14 protein-coding genes are annotated in these 18465 nt (G+C 68.1%); all 14 read right to left on the bottom strand.

The window, feature by feature from the left end:
• Positions 1-19 precede the first annotated feature (19 nt).
• The gene (locus tag IE168_RS05125; protein ID WP_229823122.1) at positions 20-2482 is read right to left on the bottom strand and encodes a phosphoketolase family protein; all 2463 of its coding nucleotides are present in this window, start codon (positions 2480-2482) and stop codon (positions 20-22) included.
• Positions 2479-3393, bottom strand: a complete 915-nt coding sequence (locus IE168_RS05120; RefSeq protein WP_189495842.1) for a ribose-phosphate diphosphokinase — start codon at positions 3391-3393, stop codon at positions 2479-2481. The genes IE168_RS05125 and IE168_RS05120 overlap by 4 nt, the downstream gene beginning before the upstream one ends.
• Positions 3390-4907 carry a thymidine phosphorylase family protein gene (locus IE168_RS05115; RefSeq protein WP_140908535.1) on the bottom strand — a complete coding sequence of 506 codons (1518 nt, stop codon included), beginning with the start codon at positions 4905-4907 and terminating at the stop codon, positions 3390-3392. The genes IE168_RS05120 and IE168_RS05115 overlap by 4 nt, the downstream gene beginning before the upstream one ends.
• A complete protein-coding gene (locus IE168_RS05110) occupies positions 4904-6289 on the bottom strand; it encodes an MBL fold metallo-hydrolase RNA specificity domain-containing protein (protein ID WP_189495840.1) in 1386 nt (461 codons plus the stop codon). The genes IE168_RS05115 and IE168_RS05110 overlap by 4 nt, the downstream gene beginning before the upstream one ends.
• A gap of 80 nt (positions 6290-6369) precedes the next feature.
• On the bottom strand, positions 6370-6789 hold the full coding sequence (locus tag IE168_RS05105; protein WP_189495838.1) for a hypothetical protein: 420 nt from the start codon (positions 6787-6789) through the stop codon (positions 6370-6372).
• Between the two features lie 125 nt (positions 6790-6914).
• Entirely contained in the window at positions 6915-7580 is a 666-nt protein-coding gene (locus IE168_RS05100) for a methyltransferase family protein (RefSeq protein ID WP_189495836.1), read from the bottom strand.
• A gap of 1 nt (position 7581) precedes the next feature.
• Complete coding sequence (locus IE168_RS14765; RefSeq protein WP_189495834.1) at positions 7582-7878, bottom strand: DUF2933 domain-containing protein; 297 nt, start codon at positions 7876-7878, stop codon at positions 7582-7584.
• Complete coding sequence (locus tag IE168_RS05090; RefSeq protein ID WP_189495832.1) at positions 7875-8387, bottom strand: MerR family DNA-binding protein; 513 nt, start codon at positions 8385-8387, stop codon at positions 7875-7877. Before IE168_RS05090 ends, IE168_RS14765 begins: the two co-directional genes overlap by 4 nt.
• 172 nt (positions 8388-8559) lie before the next feature.
• A complete protein-coding gene (locus tag IE168_RS05085) occupies positions 8560-11712 on the bottom strand; it encodes an efflux RND transporter permease subunit (protein ID WP_189495830.1) in 3153 nt (1050 codons plus the stop codon).
• Position 11713: 1 nt separating this feature from the next.
• The gene (locus IE168_RS05080; protein WP_189495828.1) at positions 11714-13126 is read right to left on the bottom strand and encodes an efflux RND transporter periplasmic adaptor subunit; all 1413 of its coding nucleotides are present in this window, start codon (positions 13124-13126) and stop codon (positions 11714-11716) included.
• The gene (locus IE168_RS05075) at positions 13123-14316 is read right to left on the bottom strand and encodes a TolC family protein (RefSeq protein ID WP_229823120.1); all 1194 of its coding nucleotides are present in this window, start codon (positions 14314-14316) and stop codon (positions 13123-13125) included. The genes IE168_RS05080 and IE168_RS05075 overlap by 4 nt, the downstream gene beginning before the upstream one ends.
• A 258-nt stretch (positions 14317-14574) precedes the next feature.
• A complete protein-coding gene (locus IE168_RS05070; protein WP_189495823.1) occupies positions 14575-14997 on the bottom strand; it encodes a hypothetical protein in 423 nt (140 codons plus the stop codon).
• A 43-nt stretch (positions 14998-15040) separates the two neighbouring features.
• Complete coding sequence (locus tag IE168_RS05065) at positions 15041-17467, bottom strand: heavy metal translocating P-type ATPase (protein ID WP_189495821.1); 2427 nt, start codon at positions 17465-17467, stop codon at positions 15041-15043.
• Positions 17468-17528: 61 nt separating this feature from the next.
• Positions 17529-18458: a copper homeostasis membrane protein CopD gene (gene copD, locus IE168_RS05060; RefSeq protein WP_189495819.1), complete on the bottom strand. Its 930-nt coding sequence runs from the start codon at positions 18456-18458 to the stop codon at positions 17529-17531.
• Positions 18459-18465 lie beyond the last annotated feature (7 nt).

Genomic DNA, 18465 nt, shown 5'->3' with positions numbered 1-18465 from the left:
GAGGTCCTGGCCGGCCGGCTCACGATGCCGGCCCCGCTTCCGCGCGCAGGATGGCGGTCGGATCGCCGCGACCATCCACGGCCGCCAGCTCCGCTTCGGACAGCAGGTTGTCGCGGGACTCGCCGAGGACGCCCGCAGCCGCGTCAACCACGTGCGCCCAGGTGCTGCGGTTGGCGAACAGCAGGCCCGGCACGTCCAGTGTGCCGCCCCGGTTGACGAAGCCCAGCGCCGCGGTGGTGGTGGGGCCGGTGTCGAGTCGGCGCAGCGCACCGAGGAAGGGCTCCGGACGGGTGTGGGTAACGAATACGCGCGGCCGGCCCACCGGAAACAGCGCTTGGACCGCACTGTCGGAGTGCACGTACCTTGCCTCCTCCGGATCGCGCGGGGCGCGAAATCGGCCGGGTTCGGCGAGATAGACGATCGCGGCCGACATTCCGCGTGCGGCCAGACGCGCCTGTGCGCGGCGCACTTCCTGCAGCTGGTACGCGCCGGTGGCCACCAGCAGGATCGCCGCCGTCTCCGGATCGCCGGCGAGGCATGTTGCGCCGGTCTCGGCCAGTGCCTGGGCCTGCTGCGGGGTCAGCTCATGAGGCACCGGACGCTTGGGAACGACCAGTGTGGTGACCGTGCCCCGTTGCGCGTAGGCGCGGGCGAGGGCGGCGGCAGCGCCATTGGCGTCCGGCGGGAACACCACGCGCGAAATGTCGGCCATTTCGCCCATGAGCGCCTCGGCCATGGTCGGATCCTGGTGGGACTGTTCGTTCTTCGCGTTCTCCCACGTGTGCGAGGTCAGCACCAGGGGCACGCCCAGCCAGCCGGGTGGGCGCCCGGCCTGGGCCTGGTGGCGGGCGAAGATCAGTTCCTGACGTACGGCGCCGAGCATCTTCGGTGCAAACGCTTCGTAGGTGACCACCAGGTTTAGCCCGCCCTTGTTGCCGAGCGCCGCGCAGACCACGGCTTCTTCGTTGAGCGCAGTGATGACCGCGCCGGTTGGCGATTCGGCGACGCCGGGCTCGGGCTCGTGCACCCGGTGCTTCATCGCGTCCAGGGTCCGGTCGAGCTTGTTGCTGCGCAGCTCATCGGGATTGCCCACGCGCACCCGCAGTCCCGGATTCGCCTCGGCGATGGCGACGAACTGCTCGTCGAGTGCGGTCATTGGCGAGCTCTCACCGCCGGCGCCGCGGTCGGCGATCGCCGGGACGCGGGGCGGTTCCACCTGGCGATCGGCCAGCGCATGGTCGCGCTCGCGCACCCGCTGCTGGAGATCGTGGCTGTTGAGTGCGGCAACGGCCTGCTCGAGCTCCGACGCGGCCACGAACAGCGCCGCTGCGCCTTCATTGAAGAGCGTGCGCGCCGCGGCATCCTTCGCCGGATTCCCCGGCAGCGGCAAGTTGTGCGAGGCGTTGGTCCCGGCGCCGGGGAAGCCGAAGCCCTTGACGGTTTCGGCGATGCCATAGGGCAGCCGCACGTCGGCGGGAACAGCGGCGCCCGCTTGCAGGCGCGACTCCATCACGTGGATGCCCCACGCGATGCTGGCCGGATCGCGCCCGTCCAGCGCGATCGGATCAAAGCCGTTCAATCGCAGGTGCCGGTCCAGCCACCGCTCGCCGCCCTGCTGGGTGATCTGGCTGCGCTGTTCGATGCGGCGCCCGTTGAGGATGATGATCGGGCTGACCAGTCCGCTGTCCTCGGCGCGCCACCAGCGTGGCGCCCAGTCGCTGCCACGCTGTTCCTCGAACGCACCGTCGCTGAGGAAGGCGACCAGGCGTTCATCCTTGAGCGGCGCATGCACGTACTGCAGCTCGGCAAAGCCGAGATAGCCGCCTTCCATCACGCCCCCGGCGGTGTGCGCATTGACGTGGGAGCCGAGGGGCGACGCCGGCGTTCCGTCCGGATTGAGGGTGTAGGCATAGAAGTCGCTTACGAACCGGCTCAGCCCTTCGCCGGTGCGGTCGTAACGTTCGGCGTGCCGGTCGGTCATGTTGCCAACCAGCACGTTCAGCGCGTCGATGGCGGCCACGCAGTGCCCCTGGCCCATCATCCACGCGCGGGTGACGCCATCCAGGGAATCCATCAGCAGGTAGCCGGCGTAGGCGGGCACCATGTTGAGGGACCCGCCGGTGTGGCCTTCAGGCGTGGTCTTGAAATCATCGACCTCCAGGGCCGCGCCGTCGGTACGAACGCGCTGGCTGTAGGTCATGTGCGCCACCAGCCACATGCCGGCGCTGGTGACGCGGTCGGCCGCGGCGAGCCGCTGCCATGCGGTGCCGGCATCCGGCGTGCGGCCCAGGGCGACCAGCTCGTGCACCATCTGGCGGACCCGGAGCTGGGTAAGCGGGTCATGTCGGATCACCCCGTAGCCGGCCGCCCAGTGGGCGAACGCGGGATCGGCCTGCCGGTGGGCGTCGGCGAGTTCAAGGATCCGCTGGCGCTCGGCGGCCGACAGCTGGTCGGCGGTGCAGCAGTTGAGATGCAGGTTCATGGGTCCTCCGGGGAATCGGTCGAAGCGGTCATCAGGGTCGATGCCGCGGCGGCGAGGTCCGCACCCAGCGCGATGGCGTTGGAGGGGTGGGAAATGGTGTCAGTGCTGACGATGCGGGCCAGGCCCGCCTCCTGCAGGCGGGCATAGGCGTCGCCTGCGAACACCGGATGGATGGCGACCAGCAACGGCGACGGCAACGACAACCGGCGCAGGTGTGCGAGGGTCTCCAGGATCGTGTGGCCGGACGACACGATGTCGTCGATCAGCACCGGAGTCCGACCAGCCACGGCTGCCGGGTCGGGCAGGCTGACGCGCACGTCGTAGTCGCCGTGCCGCTCCTTGGCCAGCACCTGGTAGGGCATGCCGGACAGGGCGGCGATGTCCGCTACCCACTGCTCGCTCTCGCTGTCAGGGCCGATCAGCACAGCGTCGGGGACGGTCTCAGCGATCCAGCGGGCCACGGCCGGCGTCGCCGATACGTGGACCGTCGGAATGCGGTAGAGCGACTGCAGGCGCTCGACGCGGTGCAGGTGCGGGTCCACGGTCACCAGCCAGTCGAAATCCTCTTCGAGGAATTGCGCAAACAGCGGTGTACTGACCGCCTCGCCGCGATGGAAGCGGGTGTCCTGGCGCATATACCCCAGGTAGGGTGCGATGAGGCCGACCGAACGAGCCCCGAACTCGCGTGCGGTCCGGGCGGCGAAGCGCAACGGGAGGGCCGTGGCATCGGCGTTGCGCAGGCTGGCCAGGAGCGCCACATCGGCTCCGGCCAGTGCGTCGTCCAGGGTGACCAGCGACTCGCCATCTGGGAAGTGCCGCCAAGCCACGGGTGCAATGCGCGCCTGCAGGGGCTGGTTGATGGTGCCGGCCAACACTGCATCGGCCGGGAAGGGCATCAGCACACGGGTCATGGAACCTCTCCAAGCACAAAGGGTTGCAGCGTCGCGGCGTGCTCCAGGGCGTAGGCCAGTTCTCCCGGCGACTCCGCATGCAGGGTCATCATGGGCTGTCCGCGCTCGACCGTATCGCCGATCCGCAGACCGGTTTCGAGGCCGGCGGTGGGGGATGTCGGGGCGCCGGCCAGCTTGGCCAGTTTGGCCAGCCTGCGGTTGTCGATCGCCGCGATGCGGCCCGATGCAGGCGCCGGGACGTCGGCGGTGAACGCCGCCCGTGGCGGTTCGCGGAAGCCTCCCTGGGCCTCGCAGATCGCCAGGAACTTGGCCAGCGCCGCCCCGGAATCCAGCACGCCGCGCGCGCGCTCCAGTCCGGTGCCGGCGTTGCTGCCCGGTGCCATGTCCAGCAGCGCCGCGGACAGCGCAAGTGCGCGTTCGCGAAGGTCGGCGGGTGCATCGGCTGCGTTGCGCAGCACCTTGAGCACATCGTGCGCCTCGAGCGCCGGACCGATTCCCCGCCCCACCGGCTGGCTGCCGTCGGAGCGATGGATGCCCAACTGCAATCCCAGCGCGCCCGCGGTGTGGGCAAGCCGCGTGCCGAGGCTGTGGGCCGCGGCCTCACCTCGCACCTTGGCCGTCGGACCCACCGGCATGTCGATCAGGACGTGGGTGGAGCCCGCGGCTATCTTCTTCGACAGCACGCTGGCCACCAGTTGACCGTCGCTGTCGAAATCCAGCGGGCGCTGCACCCGGATCAGGATGTCGTCGGCCGGACTCAGGCGCACGTTGCCACCCCAGACGATGCAGCCGCCCTCGCGCTCCACCACCCGGCGCATCGCCGCCAGATCGAGCGCCACGGGCGCCATGACCTCCATGGTGTCGGCGGTGCCCGCGGGCGACGTGATCGCGCGCGAGGACGTCTTCGGGATGCGGTAGCCCAGCGCAGCCACGATGGCCACCACGATCGGCGTGGTGCGATTGCCGGGCAGGCCGCCGACGCAATGCTTGTCCAGCACCGGCCCATCGCCCCAATCCAGGCGCTGGCCAACGGCGATCATGGCCCGTGTCAGCGAGGTCGTCTCGGCGTTGTCGAGGCGGTCGCCCGCGCTGGCCGTGACGAAAGCCGCAAGCTCCAGGTCCGACAGCCTGCTTTCCATCACGTCCTGCACCAGGGCGAGGTACTGCGCGTCGTCCAGCCGTGCCCCGAACACCTTGGCGCGGAGCGCGCCTGCCGACGACGCGGGTTCCGCATGCCGCACCCGGGCGAGGGCATCGGGCATGGGATCGAGGAGCGTCCACGCGGCCTCCGACAGCGCCACCTCGTCGAGGCCGAGCCGATCGTCGACGACCACGTTCAGCGTCGCCACCAGCGTGCGCGCGCCGACGTCCAGCCTCACGCGCGTCATCGCGGCAAAGCCTTCCGAGCGGCAGACTTCGCAGTCACGGTGCATATAGACCACCGGCTGCTGGTAGGTGTCGATGCCGGCACGGGTGACGCGCAGGCGGGTGTGGCCCGGGGCCTGCGTGGTCATCTCGCATCCTCCAATCCGACTAGCTCCAGGTGCTCCGGCACGCGCGCACGCCAGCCCAGTTCACGCTGCACGCGCCCGCGCAGCGTGTCGGCTGCATCGGGCTCGCCATGGGTGAGGTACACCACGCGCGGCGCGGACGGCGCGGTGCGCATCCAGTCCAGCAACTCCCCGGCGTCGGCGTGGCCGGAGAAGCCTTCCAGCTGCACCACTTCAGCGCGGATGGGGACCTCGCGGCCGAACATGCGCAACGTGCGCTTGCCTGCCGCCAGCGCGGCACCGCGTGTTCCTCCGGCCTGGTAGCCCGCGAGCAGGATCGCGTTGCGGTCATCGGGGCCGAACGCCTCGATGTGGTGCAACACGCGCCCCCCGGTCGCCATCCCGCTGGCGGAGATGATGATCATCGGCCCGCGCTGGCGGTTGAGCGCCTTCGACTCTTCTACAGTGTTGACGAAGGTGGCCACGTCGAACATCCGCTGGCAGTCCTCTTCGGACACGTGGTGCTCGGAATGGTGGGCGTGGTAGTGCCGGGTCGCGTTGATCGCCATCGGGCTGTTGAGGTACACCGGCACGCGAGGGATCTCCTTGCGCTCACGCAACCGGGCGATATGCAGCATGAGCGCCTGGGCGCGTCCGACAGCAAAGGCGGGGATGACGATAACGCCCCCGCGCGCGGCAACACGGCGGATGATCGGGGCCAATTCCGCTTCCTGGTCGATCGGGACGTGTTCGCGATTGCCGTAAGTGGACTCGCAGACCAGTACGTCGCAGGCGGGCAGGGGCGTCGGCGGATTCATCAGCGATTCCTGCTGCCGTCCCAAGTCGCCGCTGAAGTGCAGGCGCTGGCCCTGAACATCCAGGCTGACGTGGGCGGCGCCCAGGATGTGACCTGCGGGGTGGAAGCGCACCGTGAAGCCGGGCGCGACCTCGATGTCGCGTTCATGGTCATGTCCCTGCAGCTGCTTCAGGCTGCGACGGGCGTCCTCTTCCGTATAGAGCGGTCGCGGCTCCTTGTGCTTCGAGTAGCCCTTGCGCGCGGCGTACTTCGCCTCTTCTTCCAGCAGGTGCCCGCTGTCGGGAAGCAGCAGGCCGCACAGCGCCACGCTGCCGTGGGTGCAGTGGATCCGGCCGCGGAACCCCTGCTTGACCAGCGCTGGCAGGTAGCCCGAATGGTCCAGGTGGGCGTGGGTCAGGACCACCGCATCGATTGTCGCCGGATCGACCGGAAACGGTGCCCAGTTGCGTTCGCGCAGCTGCTTGTAGCCCTGGAACAGGCCGCAGTCCACTAGCACGCGCTGGCCATTGCCCTCGACCAGGTAGCGCGAGCCGGTCACAGTGCCCGCGGCACCGAGGAACTGCAGGGTGGGGCTGGAAGACGCTGTCATGACGTGACTCCTGTCTCGGAAGGAAGCGATTGCGGGCGGCGTTGGAAGGGCCGACGCGCATCCCCGTGCGACGCGGCTGGTCAGGGGCGAACGAGCTCCACCGTGTCGTTGACCTTGGGGCTGCCGGAGATCACTTCCGCCTCCGCGTAGTGACCGTCGAACAGTTCAACGATCCGCACTTGGCCGACGTTTTCACGGCGATAGCGTGGACCGCCGGCCCGCGAATGCCGGATACGGCGCTTGTGCCGGATCACATCCAGCACCTGCCCGACCTGGGCGCCGTCGGCCTGCCCGACGCAGACCACGAGCGTCTCGTCCCCCTTCTCCAACACCTGGCCGCGCATCAAGACGTTGTGGCGGAACCCGCCCTCGCTCGCGGACGCGACGCCCGGCAGTGCGAACGAGAAGGCGAGCGCGCCCGCCATCGCCAACGCGGCGAACAAGCGGTAGGGATTGGTACGTGGGGCCGAGGAACAGGCAATGGGTGTGATCGTACTCATTGGGTGGACTCCTTCGATGGGGCGTGAACGGAGACGGCGATCTGGGGAGACCGCACGAACGGACGGAATATGCGTGTCGCCAACTGGAACGGCCCAGCGCTTTTCAGGCAGTTCCTCAACCTGCGTCACCGGGCTTCTCCCGCCGATGGGGTGGGGCCGCGCCGACGTCGCGGGATGAAGGCGGGGACCTCCTGCATGTAGCGGACGTAGTCATCGCCGAAACGACTCAGGCAGTCTTTCTCCTCACGGCGAGCAAGGCGGGCGTAGGCCCACACGAGCACCGGATAGCTGATGAGGGTGAGCAGCGTCGGCCACTGCAGCAGGAAGCCTGTCAGCACCAGCACGAATGCGACGTACTGCGGGTGACGCATGCGTGCGTACACACCCTCCAGGGCCAGCCGCCCCTCACGCTGTGCGCGATACAGCACGGGCCAGGCGGCCGAAAGCAGCCAGAACCCGCCTCCGATCAGTACGAAACTCGCGATGTGGAATGGACCGAAATGCGGGTTGGCGCGCCAGCCGAACCACATCTCAAGCAGATGGCCCGCGTCATGACTGAGCCAGTTCACCTGTGGATAGTTGGCACTGAGCCAGCCGCCCAGCACGTACAGCGTCAGCGGGAAGCCATACATTTCCGCGAACAGGGCCACGACGAAGGCTGAGAACATCCCGAATCCCCGCCAGTCCCACCGGGTCAACGGCTTGTAGAAGCTCCAGGCGAAGAAGATGAAGAACGCGGCGTTGATGGCGGCAAGGAGCCAAAGACCGTAGCCAGAATCAGGTGCGTGCATGTCAGCGTCCTCCGTTCGAGGTGTCGGACGTTTCGTCGTTCAGTTCCCGCTTGCGGCGGCTTTCATGGTGGCTGTGGGGTGTGTCGTCGGCATTGCCACCGCGCCCATGACCTCCATGCCCCTTGTGCATAAACACGTGCATCAGGGGGCACAGCAGCAGGATGGCCAGCGGCAACCAGCGGAGCGTTCCCGCAAGGTGGACGCGGTGCTCGACGCCGAGATAGAACAAGGCCAGCGCCAGGAAGATCCAGAAGGCCCAACGTCGGGACCCTGAGGTGGCAGGACCGGGAACAGTCATGGCAAATTCTCCTGAGTGGGGCGGCGTCCAAGGAGTCGCCGCGGGGTGGATTTGACGAACTTGCCGCCTTCCGCCGCGGCTACGGCTTCGATCAACGCGCAGACGTCATCGCCAGTCGGAATGGAGTCCGGAAGCTTCGCCCAGGCGTGGATGGCACGCTCCATCCGTTGGTGCATGGCGAGCAGCCTGTCCAGTTGTTGGCGGGTGTCGTCGAGCCTGCGCCGGATGATGTCCCGCACAAGCGGGCAGGGACTATGCCGCTGCAGGCTGTGGCGGATGATTTCCTCGATTTCGGCCAGCGTGAAGCCGAGCTGTTGCGCCGTACGAATGAAGTGCAGGCGCTGGAGCTCCGAAGCCGAGAAGAGCTGATACCCGCCCTCGGTATGCGTGGCCGCCTGTAGCAGGCCGCGCCGCAGATAGTTGCGCACCACATGCACCGTGACGTCGCCCTGCTGTGCCAGCTGGCGTACCGTCATCAGCTGCGGCGCTGCTTCGTCTTTGCCCATCATTGGCGCGCTCCAAGAAAGATGGTGATCACGCTAGACCTGTGTCCCGCACACAGGTCAAGCTCGGCTGACACGCCTCCATCCACACCAAGGCATCGAGTGCTCCCGCAGCGATAATCTTGGGTCAACGAACACGCGGACCGCCTTTGCCCTGGCGCGTTGAAGGTCGGCCACATCACGACACGTCCGCCGGCAGCGCAGCAGCCATTGGCCGCTTCCTGGCCAGCTGCCGCTGCTTGATCAACGAGTACAGTGCCGGGATCACCACCAGCGTCAGCACCGTCGACGACACCATGCCGCCCACCATCGGCGCGGCGATGCGGCGCATGACTTCCGAGCCTGTGCCGCTGCTCCACATGATCGGCAGCAGGCCGGCCATGATCGCGACCACGGTCATCATCTTCGGGCGCACGCGGTCGACCGCGCCTTCGATGATCGCGTCGCGCAGATCGCCGGCATCCAGCGAGCGGCCTTCGGCCTGGCGCTGCGCGGCGCGAGCTTCCAGCGCGTGGTCGAGATAGATCAGCATCACCACGCCGGTTTCCGCGGCGACGCCGGCCAGTGCGATGAAGCCGACGATCACCGCGACGCTGACGTTGTAGTCGAGCATCCACATCAGCCACACGCCGCCGACCAGTGCGAACGGCACCGACAGCATCACGATCAGCGACTCGGTGACGCGGCGGAAGTTGAGGTACAGCAGCAGGAAGATCAGCGCCAGCGTCACCGGGACGACGACGCGCATCTTTTCTGCGGCGCGCTGCATGTACTCGTACTGTCCGCTCCAGGTCACGTAGTAGCCCGGCGGGAACTTCACCTGCTCGGTGACCGCGTCCTGCGCTGCCTGCACGTAGCGGCCCAGGTCGCTTTCGCGCGTGTCGACGTAGATGTAGGCCGCCAGCATCGCGTTCTCGGTGCGGATGCTCGGCGCACCCTTCCTGACCTCAATCCGCGCCAGTTCGCCCAGCGGCACCTGGGCGCCGCCGGGCACCGGCACAAGGACTTGGCTGCCGATACGGTGCGGATCGTCGCGGAGTTCGCGGGGATAGCGCACGATCGCGCTGAAGCGTTCGCGGCCCTGGAGGATGGTGGTGACGATCTCGCCGCCCAGCGCGGCGGCCACCACGTTCTGCACCTCGCCCAGGGTGACGCCGTACTGGGCCAGGCTGCCAAGGTCGGGGGTGATGTCGAGGTAGTAGGCGCCGGTCAGGCGTTCGGCGAACGCGCTGGTCGTGCCCGGCACTTCGCGCACCACGGCTTCGATCTCGGTGGCCAGGGCGTCGAGCTGCTCGAGGTCGGTGCCGAAGAGCTTGATCCCCACCGGCGTTCGGATGCCGGTGGCCAGCATGTCGGTCCGGGCCTTGATCGGCATCGTCCAGGAGTTGGCCACGCCCGGGAACTTCAGCGCCTCGTCCATCTCCGCGATCAACTTGTCGGTGGTCATGCCGTCCCGCCACTCGTCCTCGGGCTTGAGGTTGATGACGGTTTCGAACATCTCCAAAGGTGCAGGATCGGTGGCGGTCAGGGCGCGGCCCGCCTTGCCGAACACCGACTCCACCTCCGGGAAGCCCTTGATGATCCGGTCCTGCTGCTGCAGCAGCTCCGACGCCTTGGTCACCGACATGCCCGGCAGCGACGCTGGCATGTACAGCAGCGTGCCCTCGTTGAGCGTGGGCATGAACTCGCTGCCCAGGCGCGATGCCGGCCACAGGCTGGCGAACAGGGCGACCAGCGCGATCACGATCGTGGCCATCCGGTACCGCAGGACCACGTTGATCACGGGCCGGTAGGCCGCAACCAGGAACCGGTTCACCGGATTCTTGTGCTCGGGCACGATCTTGCCGCGCACGAACAGCAGCATGAGTACCGGTACCAGCGTGATCGACAACAGCGCGCCACCGGCCATCGCGAAGGTCTTGGTGAATGCCAGCGGCTTGAACAGGCGACCTTCCTGAGCCTCCAGGGCGAACACGGGCAGGAACGAGACGGTGATGATCATCAGGCTGAAGAACAGCGCCGGCCCGACCTCGCGACAGGCATCGATGATCAGCTGGGTCCGGCTGCGGGAGCCGTCGGAGCGCTCGATGTGCTTGTGCGCGTTTTCGATCATCACGATCGCCGCATCGACCATCACGCCGATCGAGATCGCGATGCCGCCCAGGCTCATGATGTTGGAGTTCATGCCCAGCGCACGCATGGCGATCACCGCGATCAGAACGCCGACCGGCAGCATGACGATCGCGACCAGCGCGCTGCGCGCATGGAACAGGAATACCAGGCACACCAGCGCGACGATCAGGCTCTCCTCGAGCAGCGTCGTGCGCAGCGTCTTGATCGCACGCACGATGAGGTCGGAGCGGTCGTAGACGGCCTGGACGCTGACGCCTTCGGGCAGGCCGCGTGCAAGTTCCGCGATCTTGTCCTTCACTCCGCCGATCACGGCCAGGGCGTTCTCGCCGAACCGCGCAATCACAATGCCGGCCACGACGTCGCCTTCGCCGTCCAGGTCGGCGATGCCGCGACGCTCGTCAGGCACCAGTTCGACCCGGGCGACGTCGCCGATCAGCACCGGAGCGCCCCCTTCGGCGCGCAGCACCAGGCTCTCGATGTCCTCGATGCCGCGCAGATAGCCACGGCCGCGGACCATGTACTCGGTCTCGGCCATCTCGATCACACGGCCGCCAACGTCGCGGTTGCTTGCAGCGATCACCTCGGACACCCGCGAAATCGGGATGTCGAACTCGCGCAGGCGCACGGGGTCGACGGTGATCGAGTACTGGCGCACGAAGCCGCCGACGCTGGCGACCTCGGCCACGCCGGGCGCGGTGGTGAGCTGGTAGCGCAGGTACCAGTCCTGCATGGCGCGCAGTTCATCCAGCGAGTGGCGGTCGCTTTGCAGCACGTACTGGTAGACCCAGCCCACGCCTGACGCATCGGGGCCCAGCGCCGGTGCCACGCCAGCCGGCAGGTTCTTCGACGCGACGTTGAGGTTTTCGAGCACGCGCGAGCGCGCCCAGTACAGGTCCGTGCCCTCCTCGAAGATGACGTAGATGAAGGAGGCGCCGAAGAACGAGAAGCCGCGGACGTCCTTTGATTTCGGCACCGCGAGCAGGGCGCTGGTCAGCGGATAGGTGACCTGGTCTTCGACCACCTGGGGCGCCTGCCCCGGATACTCGGTGAACACGATCACCTGCACGTCCGACAGGTCCGGCTGGGCATCCAGCGGCGTGTTCATCAGTGCGTAGATGCCACCGGCGACGATCGCCAGTGTCATCACCAGGACCAGGAAGACGTTGCGGACCGACCATTCGATGAGGCGGCCAAGCATGTCAGTGCCCCTCGTGGCTGCTGGGGGAGGGCGGAATCTTCTCCGGGGCGGCGGGCATGGAGTGGCCGGCGTGCGGATCAGCAACCTCATCACCATGGGCTGCGTGCGGGTCAGCGGCGTCCTCACCGTGCCCGGCGTGCGGATCCTCAGTGGTGCCCGAGGGGGTCCCGTGTCCTGTGTGACCTTCAAGTCCTTGGAGCGCCGACTGCAGGTTGCTTTCTGCGTCGATCAGGAAGTTGGCCGAGACCACGACCTGCTCGCCCTCGGCGACCCCGTCCAGAATCTCGATACGATCGCCGCCGCGCCGCCCCAGGGTGACATCCCGCGGCGCGAAACTGCCGGGGCCGGTCTCGACCAGCACCACCTGGCGGGTGCCGCTGTCGAGCACGGCCGAGCGCGGGACGGTCAGGACCGGTCCGGACCCCGGCTCCTCGAGCAGCACCGTTCCGTAGAGCCCTGGACGCAGATCGCCGGCCGGGTTGGGCAGCGCGATGCGCACGTCCACCGTGCGGGTCATGGCATCGATGATGGGCTGCACGAAGGCGACTTCGCCCTCGGCCACCTGGCCAGGCAGGGCCACGGTTTCAAACCGGGCCGCCTGGCCGGGCTTGATGTCCGCGGCCTGCGCCGCGGGCACCTTGGCGATCACCCACACCGTCGACAGGTCGGCCAGGCGCAGGATGGTCTCGCCCGGCTCGAAGCGCGCGCCCTGGACCACCGGCTTCTCGATCACGACCGCGTCCGCGGGTGCGGTGAGCACCAGGGCCGTCTTGCCGAGCTGCGCGTCGCTGATTTCCCAGTTGCGCAGGCGGGTGCGGGCGGCATCGCGCAGCCGGATCATTGACGCCGCGCTCGCGGGGTCGGACGCCGCCAGCCTGCGGGCGGTCTCGTCGGCCAGCTGGTATTCCTGCTGCGCCGCGGCCAGCTGCGGGCTGTAGACGGACAGCAGCGGTTGCCCCGCGCGGACCCGCATGCCGGTCTGGTTCGCGTACAGCCGCTCCACCCAGCCTTCGAAGCGTGGCGCGATCGCGTACTGCCGGGTCTCGTCAACCTCGACGGTGCCGCTGGTGCGCACGGTCGCAGCCAGGACTGCGCGCTGGACCGCTTCGGTGCGCACGCCCAGCGCCTGCACCTTGTCGGGTGGCATCACCACCGTTCCCGGCGCCGCGGCAGGCGCGTCGCCGGCGTAGACCGGAATGTAGTCCATGCCCATCGGGTCCTTCTTCGGCACCGGCGAGGTGTCCGGAAGGCCCATGGGATTGCGGTAATAGAGCACCTTGCGTTCCGCGGCCGGCGCTTCGGCGGACGTGGCTGCGCTCGGAGCATCGTTCGTCGCGCGTCCGGCCATCCAGCCGACGGCGAGGGCGGCGAGGGCGACGCCGATGGCGAGCGACAGGGTCTGGACACGGGTCATCGGATCTCTCCTTCGATGGCGCGCACGGCGGCGGCGCCCAACAGTTCGTCACGCAGTGCATCGACCCGTGCGAGGTCGGCGCCCTGCCATTCATTGAGTGCTTCCAGCAGCGTCCCGAAGTCGACTTCGCCGACCTGGTAGCTGGCGAGGGCGGACTGCCAGGTGGCGTCGGCCTGCGGCAGCAGCGTGTTCTCGATCAGCGCGCGGCGCTCGCGTGCGCTGGTCCATTGCGACCAGGCGGAGGCGCCGCTTTCCTCGACGGCCCGCAACGTGGCATCTCTGCGGGCCAGCGCCGCGTCTTCGAGCAGGCGCGACTCGCGCTCGCGTTCGCGGCGGGCGCGCTGCTGGAACGGGATCTCGACCTCGAGCATCAGCTCGGTGCTTTCGAGGCCGTTGCCGAGCTGCATCGCACCCACGCCCAGGGTGATGTCCGGAAAGCGGTTGCGACGCTGCAGCACCACGTTCGTGCGCGCCGCCTCGGCGCGGGCCTGCTGCGAGCGCACCGCGGGATGCGCATCGGCGTCATCCAGTGCCTCGGCAAGCGAGGCGCTGTGGACGGCGAGGTGCGGCGCCTCGCCGGGAGTCGCCAGCGGTGCATCGGACCGGCGCCCCAGCACCGCGTTCAAGGTGGCGGCCGCCTCCTGCTTGGTCGCGAGGCGTTCGATCCGCTCGCGCTGTAGGCTGGTCTGCTCGACCTGGGCGCGGATGGCATCCTGCTGCGCCGCGCGACCCAGGGCGTAGCGCACGCCGGCTATTTCCTCGACCTGCCGGAGCAGGGCGATGCGGCGGTCGAGCACGGCCACGGCCTGATCGGCATGCCAGTAGCGCACGTACGCCGCTTCAGCCTCTGCCAGCAGGTCGCGCGCCGCGGTGATGCGGTCAAGCCCGACCGCGACCGCGTCCTGGCTGGCCGCGGTCCGCGCCAGACCACGCTTGCCCCAGAGCGGGAAGCGCTGGCGCAATGCGTAGTCGACTTGGCGGTCTGCACCGGCGGAGCGCCAGGGCTTGTCCGGATCGAGGCCGCGGAATCCAAGGGAAGCCGTCGGGTCGGGTAGGGCGCCCGCTGGCTGGATCCGTGCTTCGGCGGCCTGGGCCTCGAAGTCCATGGCCCGCAATTCCGGGTTGTGTTCCAGAACCCAGGCGCGGATCGACTCGAGGCTGTGCCCCGGGACGGGTTCGGTGGCGGTCACCGGCAGCGCCAGGGCCCACAAGGCGCCGGCAAGCACGCCGGCAAGAAGGTGCCGGAGCGGTGGCAGACGGCGGGACAGAGGGCGAGGGTGCAGGCGCCTGGCCGGCAGTCGGTCGAACGGGGATGCCATATCAGTGTCCTTGGGCCGACGCGACGCAGGTCGCTCGGACGAGGGCAGGAACACATGCCGTGACGCAGCCACGGCGCGAACGCACAGGACTGCGCCGCACAGACGTGCGGAGCAGTCAGCGTCCAGGCATCAGATCAGCAGGAGTGCCGCTGGATGGGCCGTTGGTCGGTGCCAGGCGGGCCTGGGAGGCGAATCCACCCATGTGGACGTGGCACCGGGCGCAGCATCCGCAATCCCGGCGTCCGCGAACCAGGAGAGCCACGCCCCGACAAGGAGCGGCGGAATCGAAGGGATGCGCCCACTGTCCGCCGAGATGTCACCCGCGGTGCAGTGCTCGTCGCACAGTGCCTTGCTCGCCGAGGGGAGCTCGGCATCGCAGCCGTGGCCATGGTCGTGCTGGGTGTCGGTGGCGGCAGCGACCAGCGCCGCCGGCGTGCCTGGGAGGTCCAGGCACTCGCCATGGCCTGCCAGCGCGAACTGGGACCAGAGCAGCGCCGCCATCGCGAGGAAGACGGTGCGCTTGAACCAGTTCCGGTGGCGAAGACGGGCCATGACTTGAGCTTACCACTACCCGGTCTGACGCAACTGATCCAGATCAACTCTTGGCCAGACCGGGAGTCTGTTCCGGCGCGGTCGCCCTCGGTGTAGCCGGCACCGCGGTCGACCTGGCCAGGCGAAGCGCGTTGGCAACCACCGACACCGAGCTCAGGCTCATCGCAAGCGCCGCGACCATCGGGCTCAGCAGGATCCCGAATGCGGGGTAGAGCACCCCGGCCGCGACCGGCACCCCCAGCGCGTTGTAGAGGAACGCGAAGGTGAGGTTCTGCTTCATATTGGCCACGGTGGCCTGAGAGATCTTCCGGGCGCGCAGGATGCCGCGCAGGTCGCCCTTGACCAGGGTGATCTGCGCGCTCGACATCGCGACGTCGGTGCCCGTGCCCATGGCAATGCCGACGTCGGCCGCGGCCAGCGCGGGCGCATCGTTGATGCCGTCGCCCGCCATCGCCACCCGCCGGCCCTCGCGCTTGAGGCGCTGCACCAGCTCGGCCTTGTCCTCGGGGCGGACCTCGCCATGCACTTCGTCCAGGCCCAGTTCGGTGGCCACAGCCCGTGCGGTGGTGAGCCCGTCGCCGGCGGCCATGATGATGCGCAGCCCGGCGGCGTGCAGCTCATTGATGGCGGTCGCGGCCGACGCCTTGATCGGGTCTGCGACCGCGATCAGACCCGCCAAGCGACCGTCCACGGCGAGGAACATGGCGCTAGCACCCTCGCGGCGCAGACGCTCGGCGACGTCGAGATGCGCACCGGGATCGGCGCCCATATCATCCATGAGTGCGGTATTGCCCAACGCAAGCGCGTGACCGGCGACGGTTCCGCGCACACCCATGCCGGTCACCGAGTCGAAGTCCTCCACGCGGTCGAACTCGAAGTTCCGGCGTCGGGCCTCGGCGACGATGGCGTCGGCCAGCGGATGCTCACTGCCCTGGTCCAGGCTGGCCGCCAGGTGCAGCACCTGGTCGGCGTCGAAGCCCTCGAAGGCCACGACTTCCTTGAAGGCCGGGCGCCCATCGGTGAGGGTGCCGGTCTTGTCGACGATCAGGGTGTCGATGCGGCGCATATGCTCGATGGCTTCGGCATCGCGGAACAGCACGCCCACCTGTGCCGCCTTGCCCGTGGCAACCATGATCGACATCGGCGTCGCCAGGCCCAGTGCGCAGGGGCAGGCGATGATCAGCACCGAAACCGCGTTCAGCACGGCGTAGGTCCAAGCGGGCTCCGGGCCGAAGATGCCCCAGATGAAGAAGGTGGCCACCGCGATCGCCAGCACCGCGAGCACGAACCAGTAGGCGACGGTGTCGGCCATACGCTGCATCGGCGCGCGGGAACGCTGCGCCTGCGCGACCAGCTGCACGATCTGCGAGAGCACGGTGTCGGAACCCACCTTGGCGGCGCGGATCACCAGCGCACCGGTGCCGTTCTGGGTCGCGCCGATGACCTGGTCGCCGGCGGTCTTCTCGACCGGAATCGGTTCGCCCGTGAGCATCGACTCGTCGACGCTGGAGCGGCCTTCCACCACTTCGCCATCCACCGGCACCTTCTCGCCGGGTCGCACGCGCAGGTGGTCGCCGACATGCACGTGGGTCAGCGGGATGTCTTCCTCGGTGCCGTCGGCATTGACCCGCCGGGCTTCCTTGGGCGCCAGACCAAGCAGGCCCTTGATCGCCGCGGACGTTTTCGAACGCGCCCGCAGTTCCAGCATCTGGCCGAGCAGCGTCAGCGACACAATCACTGCCGCCGCCTCGTAATACACGCCGACGCGCCCATGCTCGGTAAACGACGGCGGGAACAAGCCGGGTGCCAGCGTGGCGACCAGGCTGTAGCCAAAGGCGGCCGCAACGCCAATCCCGATGAGGGTGAACATGTTCGGGCTGCGGTTGCGGATCGACTGCACGCAGCGCTCGAAGAACGGCCAGCCGGCCCACAGCACGACCGGTGTGGTCAGGACCAGCTCGACCCAGGTCTGCACGTCGATCGACAAGGGCAGGATCTGCACGTCGTCCAGCACGACACGCGGGAGGTACTGGCCGAACATGGCCAGCACCAGCGTCACCACCGTCAGCGGAAGCGTCCACCAGAACCGGCGCGAGAAGTCGCGAAGTTCCGGATTGTCATCGTCCTCCAGGCTCGGCATTTCCGGCTCCAGCGCCATGCCGCAGAAAGGACAGTTACCCGGACCCTGTTGCCGGACTTCAGGGTGCATCGGGCAGGTGTAGATGGCGCCGGGCTGGGCCACCTCAGGCTCATCCCGGGACGTCAAGTAGCGCTCGGGATCAGCCACGAACTTCGCGCGGCATCGCTCCGAGCAGAAGTGAAAATGGGCGCCGGCGTGGTCCGCATGATGCGGCGTGGTGGCGGGATCTACCTGCATGCCACAGACCGGGTCGGTTACCCGTCCATCCGCAGTCTCGACAGGGGCTTCGCCTGTGGAATGGTGATGGTCATGGGACGACGGTGAGTTCATGCCGATGCTCGCTTTACTGGAGATGGACTGCCAAGGCAGTGTGCCATTGCGGGTTAAACAGCTATTCGGGGCTGAGCGTCCCGAGAACTGAAACAACAATCAGGATCAAGATGGCTAGCGCGGCCTCAGCCGTAACACTTTGCCGCAAAGCACGCGCCTCCTGTGCAGGTTCTCCGCTGGTCAGCGCCCGTCCCAGGCGCGGCACCAGCGTCCATCGGTGCAGCGCCCCTAGGCCCAGCATTCCGCCGAACAGAGCCAGTTTGAACAGCAGGAACTTCCCGTAGGTGCTCTGAAACAGGGCCGAAAACGACCACGCGGTGAGATCCCCGTAGTGCACGATGCCGGACACGACGAGCGCAGCAACGAAAATCGTTCCCAGCGTCGAAAATCCATGCAGAAAGTCATGCGTTGATCGCAGACGCCCGCTGCCGGAGGCCTCCTTGCCGCGCAGGAGCATCCCCAGGAACATCAGGACCGCTGCGATCCAGCCGCCTGCCGCAAGAAGATGGACAAGGCCCGCAGCAAGCCGGACCGCGCCTGCCACGCCCTCACCAGCGGCCGCGTGGCCGTTCCATGCCAGAGAAGCGAGTGCGCCGCCCGCCAGCGTCGCCGCCAGCGGGAAGGCGGTCTCCACCTTCCCGCGGCGACGATGCCATCCGAGCACGAACATCAGGGCGACCAGCAGCGCGCCTCTCGCCATGGCTGCCCGGCCCGCGGACGTCTCGAGCAGATACCAGCCAAGCGATGCGCGATCAACGTCGGCAACCGGCATTCCCATGATGCCCGCGGTTTTGAGAACGATATCGGCCCCGGTGAGCACAGTACCGACGGCGGCACTCACCAATAGAACGCCCATGAGTGGCCACCCGGCCAAGGCGTCGGCGAGTGTCGATCGACGCGAACCGTACCAACCGAACAGTGGAACCCCGAAAAGCACCATGAGAACAAGGTATTCCAGGAATCTCAGTGCATAAGCCGAGAGGTCGAACATTTGTTGC

This window comes from Luteimonas padinae, from assembly GCF_014652935.1.
GTDB lineage: Bacteria > Pseudomonadota > Gammaproteobacteria > Xanthomonadales > Xanthomonadaceae > Luteimonas > Luteimonas padinae.
Note: the sequence above shows the minus strand (reverse complement) of the source record. Positions and strands in the feature narration are given on the sequence as shown.

Bases quoted from the DNA above. Each gene is read 5' to 3' on its own strand.
- IE168_RS05125 (WP_229823122.1), bottom strand. From the start codon at position 2,482: ATGAACCTGCATCTCAACTGCTGCACCGCCGACCAGCTGTCGGCCGCC.
- IE168_RS05120 (WP_189495842.1), bottom strand. From the start codon at position 3,393: ATGACCCGTGTGCTGATGCCCTTCCCGGCCGATGCAGTGTTGGCCGGC.
- IE168_RS05115 (WP_140908535.1), bottom strand. From the start codon at position 4,907: ATGACCACGCAGGCCCCGGGCCACACCCGCCTGCGCGTCACCCGTGCC.
- IE168_RS05110 (WP_189495840.1), bottom strand. From the start codon at position 6,289: ATGACAGCGTCTTCCAGCCCCACCCTGCAGTTCCTCGGTGCCGCGGGC.
- IE168_RS05105 (WP_189495838.1), bottom strand. From the start codon at position 6,789: ATGAGTACGATCACACCCATTGCCTGTTCCTCGGCCCCACGTACCAAT.
- IE168_RS05100 (WP_189495836.1), bottom strand. From the start codon at position 7,580: ATGCACGCACCTGATTCTGGCTACGGTCTTTGGCTCCTTGCCGCCATC.
- IE168_RS14765 (WP_189495834.1), bottom strand. From the start codon at position 7,878: ATGACTGTTCCCGGTCCTGCCACCTCAGGGTCCCGACGTTGGGCCTTC.
- IE168_RS05090 (WP_189495832.1), bottom strand. From the start codon at position 8,387: ATGATGGGCAAAGACGAAGCAGCGCCGCAGCTGATGACGGTACGCCAG.
- IE168_RS05085 (WP_189495830.1), bottom strand. From the start codon at position 11,712: ATGCTTGGCCGCCTCATCGAATGGTCGGTCCGCAACGTCTTCCTGGTC.
- IE168_RS05080 (WP_189495828.1), bottom strand. From the start codon at position 13,126: ATGACCCGTGTCCAGACCCTGTCGCTCGCCATCGGCGTCGCCCTCGCC.
- IE168_RS05070 (WP_189495823.1), bottom strand. From the start codon at position 14,997: ATGGCCCGTCTTCGCCACCGGAACTGGTTCAAGCGCACCGTCTTCCTC.
- IE168_RS05065 (WP_189495821.1), bottom strand. From the start codon at position 17,467: ATGAACTCACCGTCGTCCCATGACCATCACCATTCCACAGGCGAAGCC.
- copD (WP_189495819.1), bottom strand. From the start codon at position 18,458: ATGTTCGACCTCTCGGCTTATGCACTGAGATTCCTGGAATACCTTGTT.